Source organism: Agrobacterium sp. 22094 (genome assembly GCF_052046015.1).
Lineage (GTDB): Bacteria > Pseudomonadota > Alphaproteobacteria > Rhizobiales > Rhizobiaceae > Agrobacterium > Agrobacterium cavarae.
The window spans coordinates 68,943-93,276 of sequence record NZ_JBQEPX010000008.1 but is presented as its reverse complement, the minus strand read 5'-3'; the positions used below and the strand labels follow the sequence as shown (position 1 = coordinate 93,276).

Genomic DNA, 24,334 nt, shown 5'->3' with positions numbered 1-24,334 from the left:
TGCCAAGTTGTGGGCGCGATCTGGTAGAGCCGTGCGGACGGCGATTACGGCTGTGGGGGCCATTTCATGGTAGCGCGCGTCAATACAATTGCGTTTCAGGGCATCGAGGGTGTGCCTGTCGAAGTTCAGGTCATGGTGGCACCCGGCAAGGTCGGCATGCAGATCGTGGGCCTGCCCGATAAGGCAGTGGCCGAAAGCCGCGAGCGTGTACAGGCAGCCCTTCACGCATCAGGTCTCGCCATGCCCGCCAAGAAGGTCACCGTCAATCTTGCTCCCGCTGATCTTCCAAAGGAAGGCTCGCACTTCGATCTCCCCATTGCGCTCGGCCTGATGGCGGCACTCGGCGCCATTCCAGCGGAGGCGCTGAACCGCTTCGTCGTGCTGGGCGAACTCAATCTCGATGGCACGATCGGCGCTGTAGCCGGTGCTCTTCCGGCAGCCATTGCCGCCAACGCTCAAGACAAGGGTCTGATCTGCCCAGCCGATAGCGGTCCAGAGGCGGCGTGGGCAGGTGCTGAGATCGATATCCTCGCCCCGCGCAGCTTGATTGCTATCGCCAACCATTTTCGCGGCACGCAACTTCTGTCGAGGCCGGTTCCGGCCATTCGCGCCAATCCTGATAATCTTCCGGATCTCGCCGACATCAAGGGACAGGAGAGCGCGAAGCGGGCGCTGGAAGTCGCAGCGGCCGGTGGACATAATCTCTTGATGGTGGGCCCGCCCGGCTCCGGCAAGTCCATGCTGGCCTCCCGCCTGCCTTCCATCCTGCCGCCACTGTCCGCCTCGGAACTGCTTGAAGTGTCGATGGTGCATTCGATCGCGGGACAGCTTTCCGGCGGCAAGCTCTCAGATCGACGCCCATTCAGAACCCCGCACCACTCCGCAACCATGGCAGCGCTTGTCGGCGGCGGCTTACGCGCCAAGCCGGGTGAAGCCTCACTTGCTCACCATGGCGTGTTGTTTCTTGACGAGTTTCCCGAATTCTCGCCGCAGGTACTGGATGCGCTCCGCCAGCCGCTCGAGACCGGCGAATGCATCATCGCGCGCGCCAATCATCGCGTCAGCTATCCCGCCGAAATCCAGCTGGTGGCCGCCATGAACCCCTGCAAATGCGGCATGGCCGGTGAACCGGGCTTCACCTGTGCACGCGGTCCAAGATGCGTTTCCGATTACCAGGCGCGTATTTCCGGCCCGCTGATGGATCGCATCGATATCCGGATCGAAGTCCCTGCAGTCTCGGCCGCAGACCTTATCCGCCCGATGGCAGCGGAAGCCAGCGCCGACGTCGCCCGCCGCGTTGCGCGTGCCCGCCAGATGCAGGAAGAACGCTTCGCAGCCGCCGGCTTCCAAGGCATCCGCACCAATGCACGCTGCACCACGGCACTCATCGAAAAATGCGCCGAACCGGACGCTGCAGGCCTCCAACTTTTGCGCGACGCCGCAGAGAAGCTGAAATTCTCCGCGAGAGGCTATCACCGCATCCTGAAAGTGGCGCGCACGCTCGCCGATCTCGACGATAAGCCCGTTGTAGGGCGGCTACATCTGGCGGAAGCAATCTCGTACCGCATCGCAGGCGAGCGGCTTTCGGCAGCGGCTTAACGCTTTTCAGATGATGCTGTAAAAGTATTGATTGAATTAATCAATACAAGGCATGAGTTTATATCAGTATATATGCATATTGTATACGAATTCTTGCGTGGTCGCGGCAAGTATAAGCACCAGATTAAAGCATCTTGCCTTGTTCCGTCACTTAAGGGATGGAGATAGTTCGAATTCAACATAATTTGTGAAGCTTTTGCTCACCCGCCATTGCTACGATCTTCGCAATCAAGGTGGGGACCGAAGATGGTTGTTAAGATGATGATTGCGACCGCTATTGCGATGGCGTCGCGGACTGTGCCGCTCATGCCGATTGCTATGGGGCGGAGACGGACCCGGCCGGTGGTTTCGGCTGCTTCCGATCGGATGGAGATGAAGGCGGCGCCCATCAATCCGGAGTGGATTATCGACGGTGATCCGCAGGCGCGCATGGCGGATCACTCCCGCAGTGGCGACCGTGCTGCCTATACCGCGCTATGGGACTGCACGGCAGGCACATTCCGTTGGTTCTTCATGTGGGATGAGACCGTTCATATCATCGAGGGCGACGTGCATGTGACGGCAGCCGATGGCTCCGTGCATCATCTTTACGCCGGCGATGTCGCCTACTTCAAGGCCGGCACCTGGGCGACGTGGCGGGTGGACAATTATGTTCGCAAGGTCGCTTTCCTGCGCCGGCCCTTCCCGACGGCGCTGGCGCTTGCCTATAGCGTCAAGAACCGCATTCTTCCGGCAAAGACTCCGTCGCTCTGAAGGCCCCCGGGCGGTAGTGCGCAAAGCACGATGCTGTAGATTTGAAGGGCGGGAAGCGTCCTTAGTGCGTCCAAAAGGATGTACAGAGATCTATTGCACGAAGATACGCACGCTCGACGCCCGGCCATCGGCGTCGATGACAGTAAGTGTCGAGAAGCCCTGGCCTTCCGGCGTCCACTCATTGCTGCGGCGCCGCGTCAGGTCCGGCAGCGGCTTGCCGTTGGCGAGCCAGCGGAACGGCGCCCGACCGCCCTGGAGTTTGAGAACCAGCGGGGAGAGCGCGCCAGCGCTGTCTGAAAGTTCGACACGTGCGCCTTCCGGCGGGTACACGATCACGGGCGAAGATTCGCGTCGCGACGCTGAGAGAAGTCCGCTCGCTGTCGTGGTGAAGCGTCGCTGGTTGGATGGCAGATCGCTGTAGCTCAAGCGCATCACGCTGCTTGGTGCGGCTGCGAAGGGCGTGATCGCCACACCGGATTTGGCAAAGGCATCGAAGAGAATGGGGGCGGCGGTAGCGTAGCCGGCAATTCCCGGGACCGAACCATTATCGGCCCGGCCGACCCAGATACCGATGACATAACGCCCGTCAAAACCCACCGACCATGCATCGCGGTAGCCATAGCTGGTTCCGGTCTTGTACGCGACGCCGCGCTGCTTCATGCCAAGCGGGGGCAGAACGCCGGAAAGCGTATCGGTGATGTTCCAGATGGCGCTGCGCGAAAAAATCGGTTCGACGTCGAGAACCTCCGGCTTGTTTCTCACGCCATCACCGAGTTTCACCGGCTGCCCCTGATTGGCGAGGCTGGCATAGAGTTGCACGAGATCGACAAGCGACAGGCCAGCACCACCGAGCGCGATCGCAAGACCCGGTGGCTCAGACTTCGGCAGTGCGAGACTGACCGAGGCGCGTCTGAAGCGCACCATCAAAGCGGCGGGACTGACGGCATCCAATAGCTTCACTGCAGGCACGTTGAGAGACAGTTGCAAGGCTTGCCGAATGCTGACGTCACCCTGATACTGCATATCGAAGTTGCGCGGTCGATAACCGGAGAAATCTGCCGGTCGATCCTCGATGATGGTTTCCTGCGAAACCAGGCCATTCTCGAAAGCCAGTCCATAGATGAAAGGCTTTAGCGTCGAGCCGGGTGAACGGATCGCGCGGCTCATTTCCACCCAACCTCTTCGGGAGCTATCGAGGAAATCTGCCGAGCCGACATCGGCGAGAATGTCGCCCGTCGTGCTATCCGCCATGACAATAGCGACCGAAACCTTGTCGCCGATCTTGTCTGCGGCATGCCGCGCCAAGGCTTCGAGTTCGCTTTGGATGCCACGCCGCAAGGTCGAGCCGATAACATGCTGGCGCGGAAATTTCGTCCGCGCGGCTTGCGCGAGATGCGGCGCGAAGGCCGGGAGCGCCAAACGATCCCGGGGAACGGCGGCGGCAGATGCGCGCTCGGCCTCTCCCTCTCCGACGACGCGCGCCACGGCCAGTCTCTGCAACACGCGCTCGCGGGCCTCTTTCGCGGCATCGGGAAAACGATCTGGTCGGCGCTTCTCGGGGAGTTGCGGCAGGGAGACCAGAAGCGCGGCTTCCGCCGTATCCAAACGCCGTGGCTCCTTGCCGAACCATGCGAGGCTCGCCGCACGCACGCCCTCGATGTTGCCGCCATAGGGGGCGATGTTAAGGTAGAGTTCGAGGATTTGGTCCTTGCTGAGCCGGCGTTCGATCTGCACGGCGCGCAGCATCTGGCGAAACTTGGCGCTGAAGGAGCGGTCTGCCCGAGGCTCGATCAGGCGCGCGACCTGCATCGATAAGGTCGAGGCACCGGAAACGATGCGACCATTGGTCAGCAACTGCCAGGCGGAGCGACCGAGCGCCTGAATGTCCACGCCATGATGGTCGTAAAATCGCTGATCCTCATAGGCGATCAGCATCTTGATGAATTGTGGATCGACCTCGGCCGCGGTCGTCTGCAAGCGCCAGCGCCCATCGGGCGTGGCGAAGGCGCGCAGAAGATTGCCATCGGCATCCACCAGTTCCTGAGACACGATACGCGCATTGTGTAGCGGCGGCGGATAGGCGCGATCCAGACGGTCAAGCCCGTAGATGGCGGCACCGGTTACCGACGCCGCTAGAGCAAAGCCGAAGAAGAAGCTGCGCCAACCCCTCATTACTGCGCTGCGCGAACCTCCATCTTACTGGTTGCCGTGCGAGCGGAGAACTGCGGACGGTACATGTCCTCCACGCTCGCCGCCGGGTTGTCATAGGTGCCAGGTGTCACGGCCCGAACCACATAGGCCAGCGTGATTTCAGAGGTGTCGCCCGCGGTTCTGTCGAATGCGGCCACGAAGCGGTCGTAGCGGAATTCCGTATGCGCTGCTTCGGTTTCCGGCAGCCAATCGAAGTTTGTGAGCGCCGCGCTGTTGACGAGGCTCGGATTGTCGATTTCGAAACCGGCCGGCAGAAGATCGGTCACCAGAATGCGCGCCTGCCAGTCGTTCTGCGGAATGACCTTCAGCACCACGACGTAGCGCTGGTTCTGCTCCACCTCGCTGACATTCACCTCTTCGCCATCCATCGAGTAATAAGTCTTCTCGATGGTGAAGCCCTCACCGCCTGACGGAAGCGGCTTGGACGGCGGCGCAACAGTGGTGACGACCGCCGTGACCGGGTCTGCCGAAGCGTTGGTGACATTCAGCGGCGCTTGAAGCAGCTCATCGCCGCTCATGCGTTGGCTGAAGCCGCCCTGCTGCAGGGTGCCGTTCACATCCAGGCGAATATCCTTGTCCTCACCTTTCAGGGCGCGCGCGGCGAGAACCATCCAGGCCTGCTCCTGCGTGCTGGTATAGCGCTTGGACTCGAAGTCCTTGGACACGACACCCGCAAGCTGGGACACAACTGCCGGGACCGGACGGCTTTCTGCCGCCAGCGCCAGGGACGCAGCGCCGTCACGAAGAGCCGAACCGTAATCGGCACGCGCCAGCGTGACGTTCGCGCTTGAGGATGCCATGCCCAAGGATGCCCCGAACGCGGACTTGGCGCGCGCAGCATCGCCATAAAGCGAGAGGGCTGCCGCGACCTGTGCCTTGGCGAGCGGCGTCGGAAACTCGTTCAAGGCCGTATCGGAATAGTAGCGCAGATCGTTGATCGCAGCCTTTCGATTGCGCGCCAGCACATAGAGCGAATAGGCGATCTCGTTGCCGCGGTCCTTGACGTTGCTGTCATAGGCAAGACCGTTTTGCAGATTGGTGAGTGCCTGCACCATCGCTGTTTCCGGCACATCATAGGACTGCTCACGTGCCCGCGTCAGGAAATCGGAGATGTAGGCGTCCAGCCACAAATCCCCTTCGCCGGGAGACCATAGACCGAAGCCGCCGGCGCTCGACTGGAAGGAGAGCACCCGGTAGATCGCGTCCTGCACCCGCTTGCGCAATTCCGGATCGTCCTTGCCGCCGCTGTCCTTCATCAACTCGGATGCGTAAAGCAGAGGTAGAGCCCGGCTCGTCGTCTGTTCGGCGCAGCCATAGGGGTATTTGTCCAGCATCATCATCAAAGCGGGGACGTCGAACGCCGGAGAGCGGGTAACGTTGACCGAGACCGATGAGCCGACCAGCATGCTATCGGCCAGCAGGTTGCCGTCCACCGTCAGACTGCTGTTCGGCGCAATCTTGATGTTGCGGCGTGTCGTCACCGGAAGCACCGATGGACGCACCGGAATGGTCAGCGCCTGCTCCAGCGAAACGCCGCTGCTATTGCTGACCTTGATCGCGATCTGCCCTTCACCGGGAAACTCGCCCGTCAAAGGCACGGTCAGGGACGTCTTGCCGCCCTTTTCCAGCCTCGTCGTTTGAGAAAACTCGCCCTGATCCACAGTCACGGCCATGTTGCTGGTGACATCGATCTTGTAATCGCCAGCCTCACCATCGGTATTGGCGATATCGAGGCGCAGTTGCGACACGTCGCTTGGGCTCAGGAACTTCGGCGCGCTTGCCGTCACCACCACCGGATCGCGAATGACGACATCCGAGACCGCGTGGCCAACGCCGGTCTTTGTCCAGGCAACGGCCATAACCCGTGCCGTGCCATTGAACTGCGGGATATCGAAGCTGATCGTCGCCTTGCCTTGTGCATCCAGCTCTACGGGGCCTGCAAAAAACGCGACGAGCTTCTCCTTCGGCGGACTGCCCTGAAGCGCAACCTGCCCGCCATCGCCGCCGGTTCTCAGACGCCCCGTGGCGCCAAGCGAACCATCGATAAGGCGGCCATAGAGATCGCGAATTTCGAGGCCGAGCCTGCGCTGGCCGAAATACCACTCGTCCGGCTTCGGCGGCTCGTAGCGGGTGAGGTTCATAATACCGACATCCACCGCGGCAATCGTCACATAGGCCTTGTCCCCCGCACCCGCACCGGAGACATGCACCGGAATCTTCAGCGCCTGCCTCGGCAATGTCTGCTTTGGAAGATCGAGCGCGATGCCAAGCTTGCGCTCGCCCGGATCGACCGCCAGCCACTTCACGCCGATGGCGCGCATCGGCATACGGCTTTCCTGCGCGTCGCCGGGGCGGAACAGGGTTGCCGTTACATAGGAGCCAGCGCCCCAATCTTCCGTCACCGGGATTTCGACTTCGCCGCCCTTGTCGCCGATCTCGACATTCTGCACCGAGATCAGTTTTTCGGAACCGGCGACAACCATCAACTGGCCGGCATAACGGGATGTGACCTGAAGCTTGGCCGTCTCGCCCACCTTGTAGCTCTGCTTGTCCAGCGCGATTTCGAGCGCATCCGGCGTTTCGGTCGAGCTTGCGGATACGAACCAGCCGGCATCGAATTCCACGCTGGAGACGGCACCGTCATTCTGCGGCGCTTCCACCTCCAGCCGGTAACGGCCCCAGTTCACCGGCACGGAGATGTCTGCTCCATCCGGCGTGACCGAAAGCGTGCCGGTCTCCACCTGCTTTGTATGGACCACCGGCTCGTAGCGCCAGGAATTACCCTGCCTGTACCACTGATAATTACGCTCCACCTTGATGAGCTTCCAGGTAAGCCCACTCATCGCCTGCCTGCTGCCGTCTGGCGCAAGCCCAATCACATGGAAACGCCCGATGGAGTTTTCCGCCAGATCGCCGGAGAATTGCGGCTTGATGCCGATCATGTTGCTGTCGGACTTGACCGGCAATGTCAGCGAGCGCTCCACCGCACGGCCACCTGCCTCACGCATGCGCACGGTGATGCTGGCCGAGAGAAACTGCGTGGTGGAGGGAAGATCGCCGAGTTCCACCGGGAAGCTTGCCTTGCCGTTTTCATCCAGGACGGGAAGATTATCGAGCGTGGTGCGGCTTTCTTCTTCGGTCTCCTCATCCGCTAAGCCGAAGAGATATCCTTCGAAGGCCGGGTTGGTGCGCGACGGCTTCAGGGCAACTTCGCCCTCGAGCTCAAGCCCCGCTGCCGGCGCGCCATAGAGATAGCGACCATCGACATCAATTGTTGTCTCGCCTGCCGGATCGATCTCTTTTGCCGCGCTGGTAAGGTCGAACTCCGTGCGATCCGGCACGAAATCATCCACCAGGAAGGATTTTTCGCTGATCGCGCTTGCCTTCGGATCGGTATAGATGCGCATCGTCCAGGTGCCGCGCATGGCGGTTTCCTGCAGCGGCAGATCGACCGCGTGGCCTCCCAGCGCCTTGCCGTCGCTGACGAAGCGACGATCCTCGACGCCGTCAGGCCTTGAGAAGATGAAGGTCAGCGGCAGGTTCTCGATCGCATTGCCTTCGATGTCGCGCGAAAGTGCTGCGGCATGTACCGTCTCGCCCGCGCGGTAAATGCCGCGTTCTGTCCAGCTGAACACGTCGATGGCGCCGGGTGCGGCGCGACCGGTCACACCGCGATCGGAAAGATCGAAGCCCGCCCGTGTCATGTCGAGGAAGACGTAGTCCTTCTCGCCATTGCGCGCCGTGATGATGGCAGGTGCCTGGCCGGCGGAACCGCGCATCAGACCGGCGGAAAACGTCGCGCGTCCCTCCGCATCGGTGGTGGCGGAACCCAGCACCTCGTTGTTCTTGGCGAGAAGCTGGAGCGAAACGCCCTTCAGCGGTTCGGCATTGCTGAGCGCCCGCACGAAGACATTGAGCCCGTCGGTGCCGGCATAGGTGGTGATGCCGGTATCGGAAACGAGAAACCATTGGGTGGCGCGCGCGTCCCAGTTTTCTGGCGCTGTGCCTGGCGGCACGGCGGTCATGACATAGATGCCAGGCTTGCGGTCCGGCAGTGCTTCGTCCACGGGGAAGCTGGTGACGACGTCCTTGTTCAGTTCCGTCTGAATGTCAATGCCACCCTGCCAGACGAGTTCGCCCAGCTCGTTTTCGATCTTCTCCGCACCATAACCGTCCATCTGGGTCAGGAACTGAGAATTGGCCAAGAGCGCGGTGATATTGCGATCCCCCACGCGGTAGAGCTTCAGATCGGCATGATCGATATTGACCGACACGAGCGGGATGCCGCGGCGTGCGGTTCCGGGAAGCACAAAGTTGTCGCCGGTAAAGCGAACCGAGCCGGAGCGGTCGCGCACGTAAATGTCGAGATCGACCTGCTTTTCCAGCGGCTCTTCCACGGAGGATGGCAGACCGGCGCGAAGGGCGATCTTGTATCTCTGCCCATGCGTCAGACCTTCGACGCAGATTTCGCTACCCTTGGCTTCGAGCGCTTTCGGAGCAGCGCCGTCCAGCGTCACGAAGGACGAGTAGTCGGCATTCTTCACCAGCGGTTCGGAAAACTGGATGCAGGCACGCGGCGTCACGCTGTCGGTGTCGACCGTGTTGTTGATGACGCGGAAGCCCTGGCGGGTGCGAAGGTCGTTATAGGCCGCCCGCGTCTTGGCAACATCCGAAAGGGCAAGGCTGGACTTGTAGGCGTTCAGCGCCGCGCGGTAATTCTGGCCTTTCTCGAAGGCTTGGGCCAACCGGTTGAGCGCAGCCAGGCGGGCGCTCTGTGTCCGGCTAAGCTGGTAGGCGTTGAGCGCTGCGGCCGGTGCCTCGCCGAGAATCTGGTAGTTGTTCTCGACCTTCGCCTCGACGGAAGAGAGCTCGGCCCACAAGGCGCCATTCTCAGCGTTGAGCGATAGTGCCGACTTGTAGATTTCCACCGCCTGGGGGATATCGAGCACCGCCTGTTGGCGTGCTTGCGATAGCAAGGCTTCGAGGCCTTGGGTATTATCCGCCTCAGGCAAATCCGCCTTCAGCTTGCGGGCCTGCTGGTAGAGGCTGTCCTCGACGAAGGAGAGACGCTGTGGCGCGCCGAGATCAGGTTCGCTTGCCGCCTCCACAATCTTTCCGGCAACGGCGCCAGGAAACGCATTGAGCTGATTATAGTCCGATTTGAGGAAGCACCACTTCACCTTGGGATTGTAGGTGAAGGCCTTGCAGCCCTTGTCATCGATGCAGATGGTCTTGCACTGATCGAGAGACACATCCTGTTCCGTGCGCAGATCGAAACCGAAATAGTCGCCATTTGCGGTTGTTACCACCTTGCGCGGCGCATCCTCAGCCAGAAGCGGCGAGACGGAAAATGCTGCAAGAACAAGGGCAAAAGCGTGCGAAACGACGCGAAAGGACATCGGTCTCTCCCCGAAAACACAATGATCGGCGCGACTTTGGTCCTATTCAAGCTTCTTTGTCAACGGAGCCTTGCATCTGGTGCTGCCACTCCCGGCGTAAAAGTGCATATTGCATCGTATTCTCGTAAAGCGGGTGCCCGGCCTCATCCTTGGTGAAAGAGATGAACTCGAGAAAAAGCCCTTCGCGACGCATTCCAAGCTTCTCGCACAGCCGCTGAGAAGCCAGGTTGTTGTCCTCCACATAGGCGTAGAGGCGTCGTATCTGCCTTTCATCGAAGAGCCAGCGAAACATGGCGCGTGCCGCTTCATAAGCATAGCCACGGCCTGCATAGTCGCTGTTGAAATTCCAACCGACGGACAGCGTATCGCCCTCCTCATCGGCTGTGGCGAAAAGATCGCCAATCATTCTGTGGTGCTCGCTTGAGTAAACGGCGATATACTCATCCGAGCCGCCACGCTTGATCGCCTCTGCCTCGGCTTCGTCCAGATTTTGAAGTCGCTGGGAGAAAAAGCAACTCGGTCGCGGATCGTGCAGATAGGAAAAAAGGTCATGCGCGTCTGCGGCCCGAAAGTTTCTTAGCACCAAGCGGTCCGTTCTGATCTCTTCCATCTGCGTCTCCCAAGGATGTCCTGATTGTTACCGCGCAATCGTCGGAAGGGGCCATCTAATGAAAAAACAACCACATTATGTCGCCCGCAGTTGGTCAATGTCCTTCCCTAACGTCACTTCATCCATTCGTTGCCATGTTGCAACGGGATGACGGTTTCAGCTCGCGATCAAGTGCTAAATCAAAGCTGCGGCGTGGACATTGGAGGAGGTTGCAAGCAGTCTCTGGACACCGGCGGGGGCCGATTCAGAAAGGTTTTCTAATGCGAAACGTCTTCAAGCTTGCTGCACTCATGACAGCGCTTGCTTCCACCACCGCCTACGCGGCTGACCTTGCCGTTCAGACCGAACCCGCAGTTGTTGCCGATCCAGGCGGCTTCTACATCGGTAGCCTGAACAGCCTGACATTTATGGACGATACGAACTTCTCGACTATCGGCGCTGGCGTCAACACCGATTACGATGTCGGGTACTACAGCGGATTCCGCGTCGGTTACAGCTTCGGTTCCTACGACTTCGTTTCCCCACGCCTCGAGCTCGAAGTCGGTTACGGCCGCTCGGATGTCGATACCCACACGGTAAACGGCGTGGACGCTGCGGGTTCGTTCGGCTCGGCTCGCAACTTCCAGGGCTATGTCAACGGTTACATCGACGTTCCGACAGGCACGGCCTTCACGCCATACTTCGGTGGCGGTATCGGCGCGATGAACCTCAAGCTTCGTCGCCAGGGCACGGCTGGTGCCGGCGTGATCATGAACGACAGCGACACCGCATTCGCATACCATCTGGATGCAGGCGTCGGCATCGAGTTGAACACCATTTCCTTCCTGCGTGACAACGCGCTGTTTGCCAACACCACCTTCGATATCGGCTATCGTTACACAGGCGCCGACAACTTCGACTTCACTGCTACTGACGGCACCGTCTCCAGCACGGATTTCAAGAGCCACGCGATTACCGCAGGCTTCCGTCGTCAGTTCTGATCGACAATCGACTATGATAAAAAAGGGGATCGCGTTCTGCGCGGTCCCCTTTTTGTTTCTACGGACAGATTTAAAGCTTAGATAAGCGGAAGAGCAGAAGCCAACTCCAGAAAGGCCATATGCTTTACCGCGCCTTGCCTGAGAGCTTTCCGAACGCTTTCAGAAGACCGTTCTCGGAGATCAGCAGATAGTCTTCCATCTTCTCGCTTGCCTCTGCAAACCTGTCCTCTTCACACAAAGAGACAATCTCGTCATTCATATCGACGAAGGGTGAATGGAGCAGACGCGGATCCTCAATGAGGGCAAAGCCCAGGCGAAGCTCGGCCGACACCCTTTCGTAAAGCTCGCTCAAACGCTCGCTATCGGCAAGTGCGACGACGGCCGAGTGGAAGGCCATATTGGCGCTGCCGACATCGACCCAAAGCTCCTGCTCCCGCTTTTGCTTGGCTTCCTCCACGGCCTGACGCATGACCTTGACCGATTCATGCAGGCGCCACGCCTTACGCAACGCTCCGCATTCGAGCATGCGGCGTACCCGGTAAATATCCATGATCGAAGCCATGGTTGGCGTCTGGACGAAGACGCCACGATTGGTTTCGTGCCGGAGCAGGCCTTCCTTCGTCATGATGCGGAAGGCTTCGCGCAGAGAGTTGCGGGACACTTCCAGATGCTCGCTGAAGGCTGCTTCGGATATGCGCTGGCCGGGTCTCAGTTCGCCCGAAATCAGCATGAGGCGGATGCGCTTGGCGATCCAGTCGGACAGCGGCATGCTTTCACGTGTGTCTGTCACAGGCTTCCTCGCTTCTTCTTGCGGCGTCTTCAGATAACAAAAGACTGGCGGAATCAAGCAATAGTTTCAACGGCTTTAACCACGCCTCTGCCGGGACGGCAAAGTCCCCTCCGAAGGCTGTTTTCGACGCCAAGAATATAAGCATGAATGAACAAAACAAAAAAATTGTTGAACAATATTGACATCACAAACAAACCATCCATGATGACCTCATAAGCATCCGCGAGGGGCGGGTGACGATAAGAACAGGAAAACTCTCATGCAGCAGACCGAGCAAACGCCCGGCCGCACGAACGCGGCTGCGTTTAACCCGAAGAGCCAGCGCTACGCGCTCCTATCGGCGATGTTCCTGATGTCCATGGCCGCCGTCGGCCCTGGCTTCATCACCCAAACCGCCAATTTCACGGTGAAGCTGGGTGCAGCCTTTGCCTTCGCCATCATCGTCTCCATCATCATCGACTTCGTTGTCCAGGCCAATGTCTGGCGTATCGTCACCGTCACACAGATGCGGGCTCCGGCGATTGCGAACGCCGCCATTCCAGGCTCCGGATATCTTCTGGCAGTCCTCGTCATCATCGGCGGCCTGTTCTTCAACATCGGCAATATCGGCGGTGCCGGTCTTGGCTTCAACGCCATGATTGACCTCGACCCCAAGATTGGCGGTGCCATCGGTGCACTCGTCGCCATCGGCATCTTCCTGTCGCGACGCGCTGGTGTTGCCATGGACCGTGTCGTCTACGTCGCAGCCTTCGTCAAGCTCGCCCTCATCCTCTACGCGGCGATCGTATCCGGCCCTCCTGTGGCTGAAGCCTTCCACCAGACCTTCCTCCCCGACACGATCGATTTCGCCACCATCACCACCATTGTTGGCGGCACCGTCGGCGGCTACATCACCTATGCGGGCGCACACCGCCTTCTCGACAAGGGCACGGTAGGCGTCGAGAATATCGGTGCCGTCAATCGTGCGGCACTGAGCGGCATCGCGATCACGGGCGTTCTTCGCTACATTCTCTTCCTCGCCATTCTCGGCGTTGTTGCAAGCGGTGTCGTCATCGACCTCTCTGGCAAGGCGGCAAACCCTGCAGGCCAGGCCTTCCATGCGGCCGCCGGCGATATTGGCTTCCGGCTCTTCGGTGCAGTGTTCCTCGCCTCGGCACTCACTAGCATCATCGGTGCGGCCTACACCTCTGTGTCCTTCCTCACCGCGTTCAAGCCAGAAATGACCGAGCGCCAGCGCAATCTTTCGACCGTCGCTTTCATCTGCGTTTCGCTGGTGTCCTACATCCTGATCACCACGCCCCCGGCCGCCATGCTCGTCTTCGTCGGCGGATTGAATGGTCTGGTCCTGCCCATCGGCCTCTCCATGCTGCTCTTTGCCGCATGGAAGCGTCCGGACCTGATGCGCGGCTACCACTATCCGCGCTGGCTGCTCATCCTCGGCGCGCTCACCTGCTGCCTGACATGGTACATGGCCTACAAGTCTGTCGGCCCGATCTTCGCTCTGCTTGGACTGTAAGAAGCACAAGCAAGCATTTATCGTGGCCACCTGAGCGTGGCCACGGAGATCAACCACATTTGGAGAAAGACGACATGGCGCATATCGACCTCAACAGCGATCTCGGCGAAAGTTACGGGGCATGGAGCATGGGCGACGACGAGGCCATGCTTTCCATCGTCTCCAGCGCCAACATTGCCTGTGGTTTTCACGCCGGAGACCCGACAGGCATCTACAAGACGGTGAAGGCAGCCGCCGCAAATGGCGTTACGATCGGGGCTCACGTTTCCTATCCGGACCGCGTCGGTTTTGGACGCCGGGATATGGATGTGACGCCGGAGGATCTGATCGCCGACGTCATCTACCAGATCGGCGCACTGAAGGGCATTGCCGCAGCAGCCGGAACCACGGTGCGCTACGTCAAGCCACATGGCGCGCTTTACAACCGCATCGCCCATGACGCAAAACAAGGTCAGGCTGTCATTGACGGCATAAAAGCCATCGATCCGTCGCTGGTGCTGATGGGGCTCGCCAACGCGCCGATCCTTGAACTGGCACGCAAAGCGGGACTTTCGATCGTGGCAGAAGCCTTTGCTGACCGGGCGTATACGCCGGACGGGCAACTCGTGTCCCGTCGCGAAAAGGGCGCTGTCCTGCATGATGCCGGACAAATTGCCGACCGCATGGTGCAACTGGCCCGCCAGGGAACGCTGGAAGCCATTGACGGCAGCGTCATCAAGATCGAGGCGCAGTCCATCTGCGTTCATGGCGACAGCCCAGGCGCGGTCGATATTGCACGCGAAATTCGCCGCCGGTTTGAAACGGACGGTATTGCCGTTCGCCCTTTCACCTCTTGAACGATAGGAGCGGCCAATGACCATCCCCACATCGCACACCGCCAAGAACGTCGAGCTTGCCCAAAAAGCACGCGCCAGCTACCGCGCCGGCCTCGTGCAGCCGACCTCTGGTATCGCGCCGGGCTTCACCCAGGCCAACATGATCGTGCTGCCGCGCGACTGGGCGTTCGACTTTCTGCTTTATGCGCAGCGCAATCCAAAGCCTTGCCCTGTATTAGACGTCTCCGATCCCGGCTCACCCACCACGCTTCTTGCGCCGGGTGCCGATCTACGAACCGATCTGCCGCTCTACCGGATCTGGCGTGATGGCAAGCTCGCTGAGGAAACACATGATGCCACGTCGGCCTGGGCCGAGCGCGACGATATGGTGGCCTTCCTCATCGGCTGCAGCTTCACTTTTGAAACGCCGATGGTGGAAGCGGGCATCGAAATCCGTCATATGACGGATAAGAGCAATGTTCCCATGTATCTGACCAACCGTCCCTGCCGCCCGGCAGGCCGTTTGAAGGGCAACATGGTCGTGTCCATGCGTCCGATCCCGGCATCGCGGGTTGCGGATGCGGCGACGATTTCCGGAAGGTTTCCGGCCGTTCACGGCGCACCGGTGCATATCGGCATGCCGGAGGAACTCGGCATCGCTGATCTCGCCAAGCCCGACTTTGGCGATGCCGTGCGCATCGAGCCCGGCGAAGTCCCGGTCTTCTGGGCGTGCGGCGTGACTCCGCAGGCGGCGGTCATGGCGTCTGGCGTGCCATTTGCCATCACCCATGCACCGGGTCATATGTTCATCACCGACATTCCCGATTCTGCCTATCACGCGTGAGGACATGATGCGCTTTCTCCCCGTCAGTCTCACGACGATCCTTGTCGAACTTGCCGATCTGGACGAAACGCTCGCGCTTTTCGCCTCGCTCGAAAACGATCCTGTCGAGGGCATCGAGGAAACCGTACCGGCCGCACGCACCCTGATGATCCGCTTTCGACCAGAAAAGATCGACGGGCAGGCTCTTGCCGCAGAGCTTTCCCGTCGCGACCTGACGGCGAAGATTCCGCCTTCCGACAAGCTGGTCGAAATCCCGGTCCATTATAATGGCGAAGACCTTGGGGACGTCGCGACGCTGACAGGGCTTAGCGTCGACGAGGTGATCCGTCGTCATACCGAGAGCGAATTTACCGTTGCGTTTTGCGGCTTTGCACCGGGGTTCGGCTATCTGGTAGGCGGCGATCCCGCACTCCATGTTCCCCGGCGACAGAGCCCACGCACCCGCATCCCGGCCGGCTCTGTGGCGCTCGCGGGCGCCTTTAGCGGCGTCTATCCGCAAAACAGCCCGGGCGGCTGGCAGATCATTGGTACGACACCCCTGAAGATGTGGGACATCGATCGCGAGCCCGGCGCGCTCTTCCAGCCGGGCTACCGCGTTCGCTTCCTCAACATGGACAAGGCGTCAGGAAAGATCAGCCTGCCAATCTCCGAGGCAAAGCCGCGCAAGGAGCCGTCGCGCCAAGGGCCGCATTTCGAAGTGCTGGCGGCTCCTATGCCCGCTCTCTTTCAGGATCTCGGTCGCTTCGGACAGACCGGACAGGGCGTCTCTGCGTCCGGCGCGCTTGATCGCGGCGCTTTCAACGCAGCAAACCGCATCGTCGGAAATCCGCACAACGCGCCCTGCCTGGAACTGACGCTCGGCGGCTTTTCCTTCCGTGCTGCGAGCCGCACCGTTATCGGTCTCACCGGTGCGCCCTGTCCCGTCACCATCGAAACGGCAGAGGGGCGTTTCACCGCAAAGACTTACGCGCCCATCCCGCTTGAGGCGGGCGACACCGTCACGCTCGGCCAGCCGCCAAAAGGCATGCGTTGTTATCTCGCCGTGCGCGGCGGCTTCGATGTCGAGCCTGTGCTCGGCAGCTTCGCCACCGATACGCTGGCCGTCGTCGGTCCAGAGCCGGTCACGGCAGGTACGATCCTGCCGCTCAAGACCGAAACGAAGGAGTTTTCGAGCGTCGCCATCGATGAGGTCCCCGCCTTCGAGCCACCGGCCATGGATGAGGTCGTCACGCTCGACGTTGTTCTTGGACCGCGCACCGACTGGTTCACCCAAAAGGGCATTGAGACGCTGACGAACCAACTCTGGCAGGTCACGCCGCAATCCAACCGCGTGGGCATCCGCCTTGCGGGCGAGGTGCCGGTGGAACGGCGCGACAGCGCAGAACTGCCGAGCGAGGGAACTGCAACGGGCGCCATCCAGATCCCCCATAGCGGCCAGCCTGTGCTCTTCCTTGCGGACCATCCGCTGACGGGCGGTTACCCCGTCATCGGAGCGGTGGCGGAGTACCATCTCGATCTTGCGGGTCAGATCCCCGTCAACGCCAAAATCCAGTTTCGCCCGATCGGGCCTTTCGCCGACATCACGGCCAAGAACACTTAAATCCGAGGAGAAGAGCGATGAAGAAAGTCCTGATTGCTAATCGCGGCGAAATCGCTGTCCGGATTATCCGCGCCTGCCGGGATTATGGGCTCCGATCGGTCGCCGTCTATGCCGATCCCGATCAGGATGCGGTCTTCGTTCGCATGGCGGACGAAGCATATGCGCTGGAGGGCGTGCGTCCTGCAGAAACCTATCTCGACATCCCCAAGCTGATTGCCATCGCAAAGCGTTCGGGTGCGGATGCTATTCATCCCGGCTACGGCTTTCTGTCCGAACGCGCCGAGTTCGCACAAGCCGTGCTCGATGCCGGCCTGACCTGGATCGGTCCAGATCCGCAGGTCATCGAAGCGCTGGGCGACAAAGTGGAGGCACGCCGTATTGCGACCGGCGTCGGCGCGCCGCTCGTTGCTGGCAGCGACGGTCCGGTAGAAACCGCGGCCGAAGTCATCGCCTTTGCAGAAGAACACGGCCTGCCTGTTGCCATCAAGGCTGCCCATGGCGGTGGCGGACGCGGCTTGAAGGTTGCCTGGAAAATGGAAGAGATCGCCGATCTCTACGAGTCGGCCGTCAGAGAAGCGACCGCCGCTTTTGGTCGCGGCGAGTGTTTCCTCGAGCGCTTTCTCGACCGGCCGCGCCATATCGAGGCACAGGTTCTGGCGGACAAGCATGGAAACGTGCTGGTGCTGGGCACCCGCGACTGCTCGCTGCAGCGCCGAAACCAGAAGCTGATCGAAGAAGCCCCTGCCCCCTTCCTCTCGGACGAGCAACGGCAAAAAATCCACGCGTCCGCCAAAGCAATCTGTGCCGCCGCGGGCTATAGCGGTGCCGGCACGGTGGAGTTTCTGCTGGGCGTCGATGGCACGATTTCGTTTCTGGAGGTCAATACCCGCCTGCAGGTCGAACACCCCGTCACCGAGGAAACGACTGGCATCGATCTGGTGATCGAACAGTTCCGCATTGCCGAAGGCAAGACGCTTCGCGTTTTGGAGACGCCGGAGCCTCGCGGCCATTCGATGGAATTCCGCATTAATGCCGAAGATCCAGGCCGCGGCTTCCTGCCAACGCCAGGAACGATCACAGTTTTCGATCCGCCGTCGGGTCCCGGCGTTCGTCTCGATAGCGGTGTCGTCAGTGGTTCGAGCGTGCCCGGCGTGTTCGACTCTCTCATGGCAAAGCTGATCGTCACCGGCGAGGATCGCCGGCAGGTACTGCAACGTGCCCGCCGCGCGCTGAAGGAATTCCGTATCGAAGGCGTGGCAACCGTCCTGCCCTTCCATCGCGCAGCCCTTGAGGCGGAAGACTTCACCGGTGAAGACGGCTTCAAGGTTCACACCCGCTGGATCGAGACCGATTTCGCCGCAATGCCGGACGCGATGGAGCGCCCTGCCCAGAAAGATGACCCTTCCATCCACCGCACCTATCTGGAAATCGACGGCAAGCGCGTTTCGGTCGGCCTGCCCACGCTTCTGCTCTCTGCCCTGGGCAGCGTCGGTAGCGGAGCATCGGGTGCGGCAAGTGGCGCGGCCACCAAAAATGACGGCGAGATTGCCGCACCAGTGTCAGGAACGCTGCAATCCTTCAAGGTCGAAGACGGCCAGACCGTTTCCGAAGGCGATCTGGTTGCCGTCATGGAAGCCATGAAGATGGAAACCCAGATCCTCGCCACCAAGGGCGGTACGATCCGTCTTCTCGTCAAGGAAGGCGACTACCTTCAGGCTGGCCACACGCTGATGACGATTGACTGATCGCCCTTTGAGAGCAGGCGAGAACTGCGCCTGCTCCGGTCATCACGCTGGTGTTGCGCTCATTTAGAGGTGCCACCACATGCTGCAGAATGTCTGCTGACGGAACACACCTCCTGCTTCGAGGTTAGCTCATGAACCAATGGAGGTTCCCATGAGCTCTGAAAAAGACATCGACAAGATCCATGCAGACGCAAAGCCGCAATTTGCGCCGGGCAAAAAGACGTCCGACAATAATGGCGTGGCAAGCGCCAAACCCACCGTCATCACCGGTTCCGAAGACGCGACTGTCAACAAACTGCCGCCGAGCAAGAAAAAGCCCGAAAAGGATTGGGACGTGAATTACGACGAGCGCGACACGAATGAAGGCGACTTTAGAGGGTAACCTTCAAGAGGCGACAGCATCGACCCGAAACTCGGAACCGATTTTCGGGTAGTTCGAGGCGTCAAGTCTAAGAGAAAGAGCGCCTCGAAGGCCGTCCTAAAGCTCCTGCCGATCATTCGCTGGTCCGTCAGTTGATCGCGCTGAGGACAGCTGACAACCATTGAGGCCTTGATTAGAGAGTCGTTTAAATTTTCCGCATAGATTATATGCGCTCAATAACCGCTACCCCGTGGCAAGGGCTGATCGATGCGAATAAGAGAACCGGACGACCTCTATAAGGCACTTGTTGCCCAACTGGCCTACACGGTTGCACCGATGACCGTCATGGGTTTCACCATCGTCGCCATTGGCTACTTCGCCGCGACAACCCTGCATGACACCTGGATTTTTGTCGCCATGGTGTGCGGTGGCTTGGCGTCCTTCACCAAGATCTGCGTGATGCTGCGCCACCGGCGCTGGACTAAGACCGGTCACCCCACCTCTTTGACACCGAAAGACTGGGAGCTTGCGCATGCTCTTCTCACATTTCTCGTCGCCGCCTCGGTCGGCGCGATCTCCGCACTGATCTTCCGGTCCTCCGATTTCTCCCTGCACGTGCTGGCAACGGCGCTGCTGTTCGGTTATGCAGCCGGCGTCGCCAGCCGCATGTCGGTTCGACCTCTCATATCAGTGACCGCACTCACTATCGCGGCCGTGCCGACCACGATCTCGGCCGCCTTCGCGGGCGACGCGGCGCACTGGTTGCTGGCCACGATGTTCGCTGTCTTCCTGCTCGCGGCGATGCAGAGCGTGTCGCATGTGTATCGAACGGCGTCACAGCAGATCCTGCTGCGGCTTGAGATGGAGCGCCTTGCGCGTGCCGACCCTTTGACCGGCCTTGCCAATCGCATTGCGCTTCGCGAAGGCTTTAGCGGTATTTCGCGCATGACGGGCACGATGATTGCCGTTCATTGCCTTGATCTGGATGGCTTCAAGGCTATCAACGATCGCCTCGGGCATGCCGCGGGCGATGACCTGCTGATCGGCGTCGGCGCCCGGCTTCGGGACCTCCTTCAGCCCCATGACATCGCCGCACGTGTTGGCGGCGATGAGTTCGTCGTCGTTCAGACTGAGGTCCGCAACGCAGCAGATGTCGAGCGCATGGCCCATGACATCGTGCGGTCGTTGACAACGCCATTTAACCTCTCAAATGAACCGGTCCGCGTGGGCGTCAGCCTCGGATATACGGCTGAAGCGGCCAAGGATGCGGAGTTCAGCACCATGATACGCCTGGCGGACGCTGCTTCCTACCGGGCAAAGCGCAACGGCGGTGGCGTGGAGAAAGAACTGCCTTCCCTCCAGGAAAAATTTCCCGTGGCGGCTGCCTGAAGCTAGGCCGTCGTATCTTTGCGACTTCCGGCCATCCAGTGCGACCAGAATGCCATCGTGTCGCCCGTGCTGGAACTTTCGTGCCTGTCTCGAATTTAAGAACGATGGCACATACTGCGAAAACCACACCCCGACAGGATCAACAGCCCGACACTCGCGACAGGCTGATTGTGGCACTTTATGCGCAATTGAAAGCGGAACGGGAGACGCGTGAGGCCATGGAGTGGGTCGCGCGGCACGGTGGGCTTTCGCCGGATGTGATGGAGGCCATGGCGTCCGACCCTGTTCCGGTGTTTTCGCAGGAAGATATCGTGGCCGTCGAGCGGATAATCGACCGCGAGCGTTCCAGTAAAAGTTAGAGCGTAAAAAGGAGGCTGGCGATGGCGCCAAGAGCCGTGTGGAGAGGCACTATCAAATTCGCTGATTTTCAGTGCGATGTCGGACTCTACACCGCGATCTCATCGTCGGAAAAAATCTCCTTCAACATCATCAATCGAAAGACCGGCAACCGCGTCGAGCGACAGTATCTCGACAGCGAGACCGGCGACAAGGTCGAGCGCGATCAGCAGGTCAAGGGTTATGAGCTTGAGAATGGCGACCACATCGTCATCGAAGGCGACGAGCTTTCTGAGTTGATGCCGGACGGCAACAAGGTCATTCGGGTGAAAAACTTTCTAGAATGCGATGAAATCGACAAACTCTATTTCGACAAGCCCTATTATCTCTCGCCTTCGACCGACGAGGACCGCGAAGCGCTTTCACTCCTGGCGCAGGCGCTGCGGGAGCGTCAGGTCGCAGCTCTTGCAGAAGCAATCCTTTTTCGTCGCAACAGAATGCTGTTGATCCGGCTCGACGGGGACGCCGTAATTGCCACGACCTTGAACTATGACTACGAGGTGCGCTCGCAGACCGCTGCCTTCAAATCAATCCCCGACATCGAGTTTGATGACGAGATGCTGGAACTCGCAGGCCACATCATCAAGAAGCGAGCCGGCAAATTCGATCCGTCGCAATACAGCGACCGCTATAATGATGCTTTGACGGAACTGGTGCAGGCGAAGATCGAAGGAAAGACGATCAAGAAGCGCGAGCCCGAGAAGCGCGACAACGTCATTGACCTGAAGGAAGCCCTGCGCCAAAGCGCCGGTGTCTCAGACAAGAAGACGGCCAAGCCAAAGTCTTCCGGCACCACCAAACGCAAGAAGGCAAGTTGACCCATGGGCCTTCAAACCTATAACCAGAAGCGCAAGTTCGATAAGACGCCGGAGCCGAAGGGCGAAGCGGCGGCAACGGCCGGCAACAGTTTCGTGGTGCAGAAACATGATGCAAGGCGGCTGCACTATGATTTCCGCCTGGAAATGGACGGCGTGATGAAAAGCTGGGCCGTGACCAAAGGCCCGAGCCTCGATCCGAATGAAAAGCGGCTTGCGGTCCACGTCGAGGATCACCCTCTGAGCTATGCCGACTTCGAAGGTATCATTCCCAAGGGCCAATATGGTGGCGGCACAGTCATCGTCTGGGATCGTGGCACATGGTCCCCCATCGGCGATCCGAAGAAGGCCTACCGCAAGGGCCATATGGAATTCGAACTCGACGGCGAAAAGCTGAAAGGCCGCTGGCATCTGGTGCGGATGAAAGGCAAGCCTGAGGAGAAGCGCGAAAACTGGCTGCTGATCAAGGCCCATGACGAGGAAGCCAGCGAAACCATCGACCTGATCGAGGAGGCGGGAAACTCTGTCAAGACGGGGCGAAGCATCGAGCAGGTGGCAGAGAATCCAGAGGACACCTGGAACTCGAGAGACGTCTCGTCCAAAGCCAAAAGTGCGAAAACGACCGGCAAGCAGGTGCATGATTTTCCCAAGGCAAGCCATAAGGCGGCAATGCCGTCTTTCATCAAACCCGCTTTGGCGACATTGAAGAACAATGCGCCGGAGGGATCGCGCTGGCTGCATGAAATCAAGTTTGACGGCTATCGCCTCCAGGCGAGGATCGAGAAGGGAGAGGTCGTTCTGCTGACCCGCAGCGGTCTGGACTGGACGGAGAAATTCGGAGAGGCCATCCAACATTCGCTCGCGGCACTGCCGGTGGAAACTGCGATCATCGACGGCGAACTGGTCGTCGAAAAGGAAAGTGGCGTTTCCGACTTCTCCGCACTCCAGGCCGATCTCAGCGAGGGTCGGCAGGATCGTTTCCGCTACTACGTCTTCGACCTTCTCTATCTGGATGGCCGGGACCTGCAGGGCGCTGCACTTGTGGATCGCAAAGCGTTGCTGGAAAAACTGCTACCCTCCGACGACCCTGTGCTGCGCTACAGCGCGCATTTTCAGGAGGACGGAGAAAAGGTTCTCCAGCATGCCTGCTCGCTTGGACTGGAGGGCGTTATCTCCAAAGTCGCCGAGTCTCCCTACGTCTCCGGGCGCAAGGGGCAGTGGATCAAGTCCAAGTGCAGCAGCGGCCAGGAATTCGTCATCGGTGGCTATGCCCTCTCGTCCTCATCGGACCAGGCTATCGGCTCTCTGGCGCTCGGCGTCTATGAGAATGGCAAGCTTCGGCATGTCGGCCGGGTGGGAACAGGCTTTACCGGCGCCACCGCAGAGATGATCTTCGACAGGCTAAAGCCCCTGACGCAGACAGAAAGTCCCTTCTCGCAGAAGCTGACAGCGCTTGCCCGGCGCGATCTTCATTACGTCAAGCCAGAGCTTGTCGCGGAAGTCGAGTTTCGCGGCTGGTCCGGCGATGGCAACCTTCGCCATGCCTCCTTCAAAGGGTTGCGGGAAGACAAGGCACCCAAGGAGATCAGCAGGGAGGTGGAACACGTGACGAAGCCCGAGACAGGTGACGCAGCAAAGACGCCGCAAACGAAGATCAAGTTCACCCACCCTGAGCGCGTCTATTGGCCGGATCAGAAAATCACCAAGGCGGACCTCGCCGATTATTATGCACAGGTTTGGGAGCATATTGCACCCTACGTCACCAATCGCGCGCTCTCCCTGCTACGCTGCCCGGAAGGGATCGACGGCCAAACGTTCTTCCAGAAGCACCCGTGGCGCGGAATGAACAAAGCCATTGGTGCTATCAAGGACCCGAAGGATCGATCGGGCGAACCGTTGGTGGTGATCAGCGATTTCGATGGCATGATGGCGCTCGTTCAATCCGCCGTGCTTGAAATTCACCCCTGGGGTTCGACCACCAAGGCCTGGGAGAAGCCGGACCTGATAACCATGGACCTCGATCCGGGTGAGGACGTGCAGTGGGGCGCTGTCGTCGAAGCCGCGCTCGAGCTTAAATCCCGGCTGGAAGCAGCGGGACTTGCCGCCTTCGTTAAGACGTCTGGCGGCAAGGGCCTTCATGTCGTCACGCCACTGGAGCCGAAGGCCGGCTGGGCGAAGGTGAAAGGTTTTGCGAAGAAACTCGCGACCGACATGGGAAAAGATGAGCCGGATAAATATCTCGCTGTGGCAACCAAGGCCAAGCGCAGTGGCCGTATCTTCGTCGACTACCTGCGCAATGGGCGCGGAAGCACGGCCGTCGCCCCCTACTCCACCCGCGCCAGAGCGGGCGCTACGGTTTCCATGCCGCTCGAATGGTCGGAGTTGTCGAAGATTAAAGGCCCGGCGGAGTTCACAGCGAAGAACACACCCGCGCATATAAAGGCGAGGATGTCTGACCCATGGGCGGATTTCCGGGCTTCCGCCAAGCCGCTTCCTGGCTGAGGTGTTGAG

Annotated in this window: 17 protein-coding genes; 13 read left to right on the top strand and 4 right to left on the bottom strand. The window is 60.0% G+C overall.

Annotation, left to right across the window (positions count from 1 at the left end; genetic code table 11):
* The first annotated feature begins 66 nt into the window (after nucleotides 1-66).
* On the top strand, nucleotides 67-1,599 hold the full coding sequence (locus tag ACTJK5_RS22435; protein WP_153310982.1) for a YifB family Mg chelatase-like AAA ATPase: 1,533 nt from the start codon (nucleotides 67-69) through the stop codon (nucleotides 1,597-1,599).
* A 246-nt stretch (nucleotides 1,600-1,845) separates the two neighbouring features.
* On the top strand, nucleotides 1,846-2,352 hold the full coding sequence (locus tag ACTJK5_RS22430; RefSeq protein WP_113179214.1) for a cupin domain-containing protein: 507 nt from the start codon (nucleotides 1,846-1,848) through the stop codon (nucleotides 2,350-2,352).
* A gap of 90 nt (nucleotides 2,353-2,442) precedes the next feature.
* Here the strand turns inward: ACTJK5_RS22430 and pbpC are convergent, their stop codons facing one another.
* Genes pbpC through ACTJK5_RS22415 form a run of 3 tightly spaced genes read right to left on the bottom strand, consistent with a single transcriptional unit; the run spans nucleotide 2,443 to nucleotide 10,572 of the window.
* Nucleotides 2,443-4,524: a penicillin-binding protein 1C gene (gene pbpC / locus ACTJK5_RS22425; RefSeq protein ID WP_062423542.1), complete on the bottom strand. Its 2,082-nt coding sequence runs from the start codon at nucleotides 4,522-4,524 to the stop codon at nucleotides 2,443-2,445.
* Nucleotides 4,524-9,962: an MG2 domain-containing protein gene (locus ACTJK5_RS22420; RefSeq protein ID WP_440598744.1), complete on the bottom strand. Its 5,439-nt coding sequence runs from the start codon at nucleotides 9,960-9,962 to the stop codon at nucleotides 4,524-4,526. The genes pbpC and ACTJK5_RS22420 overlap by 1 nt, the downstream gene beginning before the upstream one ends.
* 46 nt (nucleotides 9,963-10,008) lie before the next feature.
* Complete coding sequence (locus ACTJK5_RS22415) at nucleotides 10,009-10,572, bottom strand: GNAT family N-acetyltransferase (protein ID WP_440598745.1); 564 nt, start codon at nucleotides 10,570-10,572, stop codon at nucleotides 10,009-10,011.
* A gap of 260 nt (nucleotides 10,573-10,832) precedes the next feature.
* Between ACTJK5_RS22415 and ACTJK5_RS22410 the strand changes: the two genes are divergently transcribed.
* On the top strand, nucleotides 10,833-11,552 hold the full coding sequence (locus ACTJK5_RS22410; RefSeq protein WP_440598746.1) for an outer membrane protein: 720 nt from the start codon (nucleotides 10,833-10,835) through the stop codon (nucleotides 11,550-11,552).
* Between the two features lie 124 nt (nucleotides 11,553-11,676).
* Here the strand turns inward: ACTJK5_RS22410 and ACTJK5_RS22405 are convergent, their stop codons facing one another.
* Nucleotides 11,677-12,342: a GntR family transcriptional regulator gene (locus ACTJK5_RS22405; protein WP_062444172.1), complete on the bottom strand. Its 666-nt coding sequence runs from the start codon at nucleotides 12,340-12,342 to the stop codon at nucleotides 11,677-11,679.
* 259 nt (nucleotides 12,343-12,601) lie between these two features.
* Here ACTJK5_RS22405 and ACTJK5_RS22400 point away from each other — a divergent pair, with 259 nt between their 5' ends.
* The 10 genes from ACTJK5_RS22400 to ligD all read left to right on the top strand — a co-directional run bounded on the left by ACTJK5_RS22400 (nucleotide 12,602) and on the right by ligD (nucleotide 24,325).
* Entirely contained in the window at nucleotides 12,602-13,858 is a 1,257-nt protein-coding gene (locus ACTJK5_RS22400; protein ID WP_112952788.1) for an NRAMP family divalent metal transporter, read from the top strand.
* 74 nt (nucleotides 13,859-13,932) lie between these two features.
* Complete coding sequence (locus ACTJK5_RS22395; RefSeq protein ID WP_440598747.1) at nucleotides 13,933-14,694, top strand: LamB/YcsF family protein; 762 nt, start codon at nucleotides 13,933-13,935, stop codon at nucleotides 14,692-14,694.
* A gap of 16 nt (nucleotides 14,695-14,710) precedes the next feature.
* A complete protein-coding gene (locus tag ACTJK5_RS22390) occupies nucleotides 14,711-15,517 on the top strand; it encodes a putative hydro-lyase (RefSeq protein ID WP_112520549.1) in 807 nt (268 codons plus the stop codon).
* 7 nt (nucleotides 15,518-15,524) lie between these two features.
* Nucleotides 15,525-17,117: a 5-oxoprolinase/urea amidolyase family protein gene (locus ACTJK5_RS22385; protein ID WP_440598748.1), complete on the top strand. Its 1,593-nt coding sequence runs from the start codon at nucleotides 15,525-15,527 to the stop codon at nucleotides 17,115-17,117.
* A 17-nt stretch (nucleotides 17,118-17,134) separates the two neighbouring features.
* Complete coding sequence (locus tag ACTJK5_RS22380; protein ID WP_440598749.1) at nucleotides 17,135-18,862, top strand: acetyl/propionyl/methylcrotonyl-CoA carboxylase subunit alpha; 1,728 nt, start codon at nucleotides 17,135-17,137, stop codon at nucleotides 18,860-18,862.
* 151 nt (nucleotides 18,863-19,013) lie between these two features.
* Nucleotides 19,014-19,244 (top strand): hypothetical protein, encoded by a 231-nt coding sequence (locus tag ACTJK5_RS22375; protein ID WP_440598750.1) that lies wholly within the window; start codon nucleotides 19,014-19,016, stop codon nucleotides 19,242-19,244.
* 246 nt (nucleotides 19,245-19,490) lie between these two features.
* Nucleotides 19,491-20,612: a diguanylate cyclase domain-containing protein gene (locus ACTJK5_RS22370; RefSeq protein ID WP_440598751.1), complete on the top strand. Its 1,122-nt coding sequence runs from the start codon at nucleotides 19,491-19,493 to the stop codon at nucleotides 20,610-20,612.
* 104 nt (nucleotides 20,613-20,716) lie between these two features.
* Entirely contained in the window at nucleotides 20,717-20,971 is a 255-nt protein-coding gene (locus ACTJK5_RS22365; RefSeq protein ID WP_440598752.1) for a hypothetical protein, read from the top strand.
* Between the two features lie 21 nt (nucleotides 20,972-20,992).
* Nucleotides 20,993-21,826 carry a non-homologous end joining protein Ku gene (gene ku / locus ACTJK5_RS22360; protein ID WP_440598753.1) on the top strand — a complete coding sequence of 278 codons (834 nt, stop codon included), beginning with the start codon at nucleotides 20,993-20,995 and terminating at the stop codon, nucleotides 21,824-21,826.
* Nucleotides 21,827-21,829: 3 nt separating this feature from the next.
* Complete coding sequence (gene ligD / locus ACTJK5_RS22355) at nucleotides 21,830-24,325, top strand: DNA ligase D (RefSeq protein ID WP_440598754.1); 2,496 nt, start codon at nucleotides 21,830-21,832, stop codon at nucleotides 24,323-24,325.
* The last annotated feature ends 9 nt before the right edge of the window (nucleotides 24,326-24,334 follow it).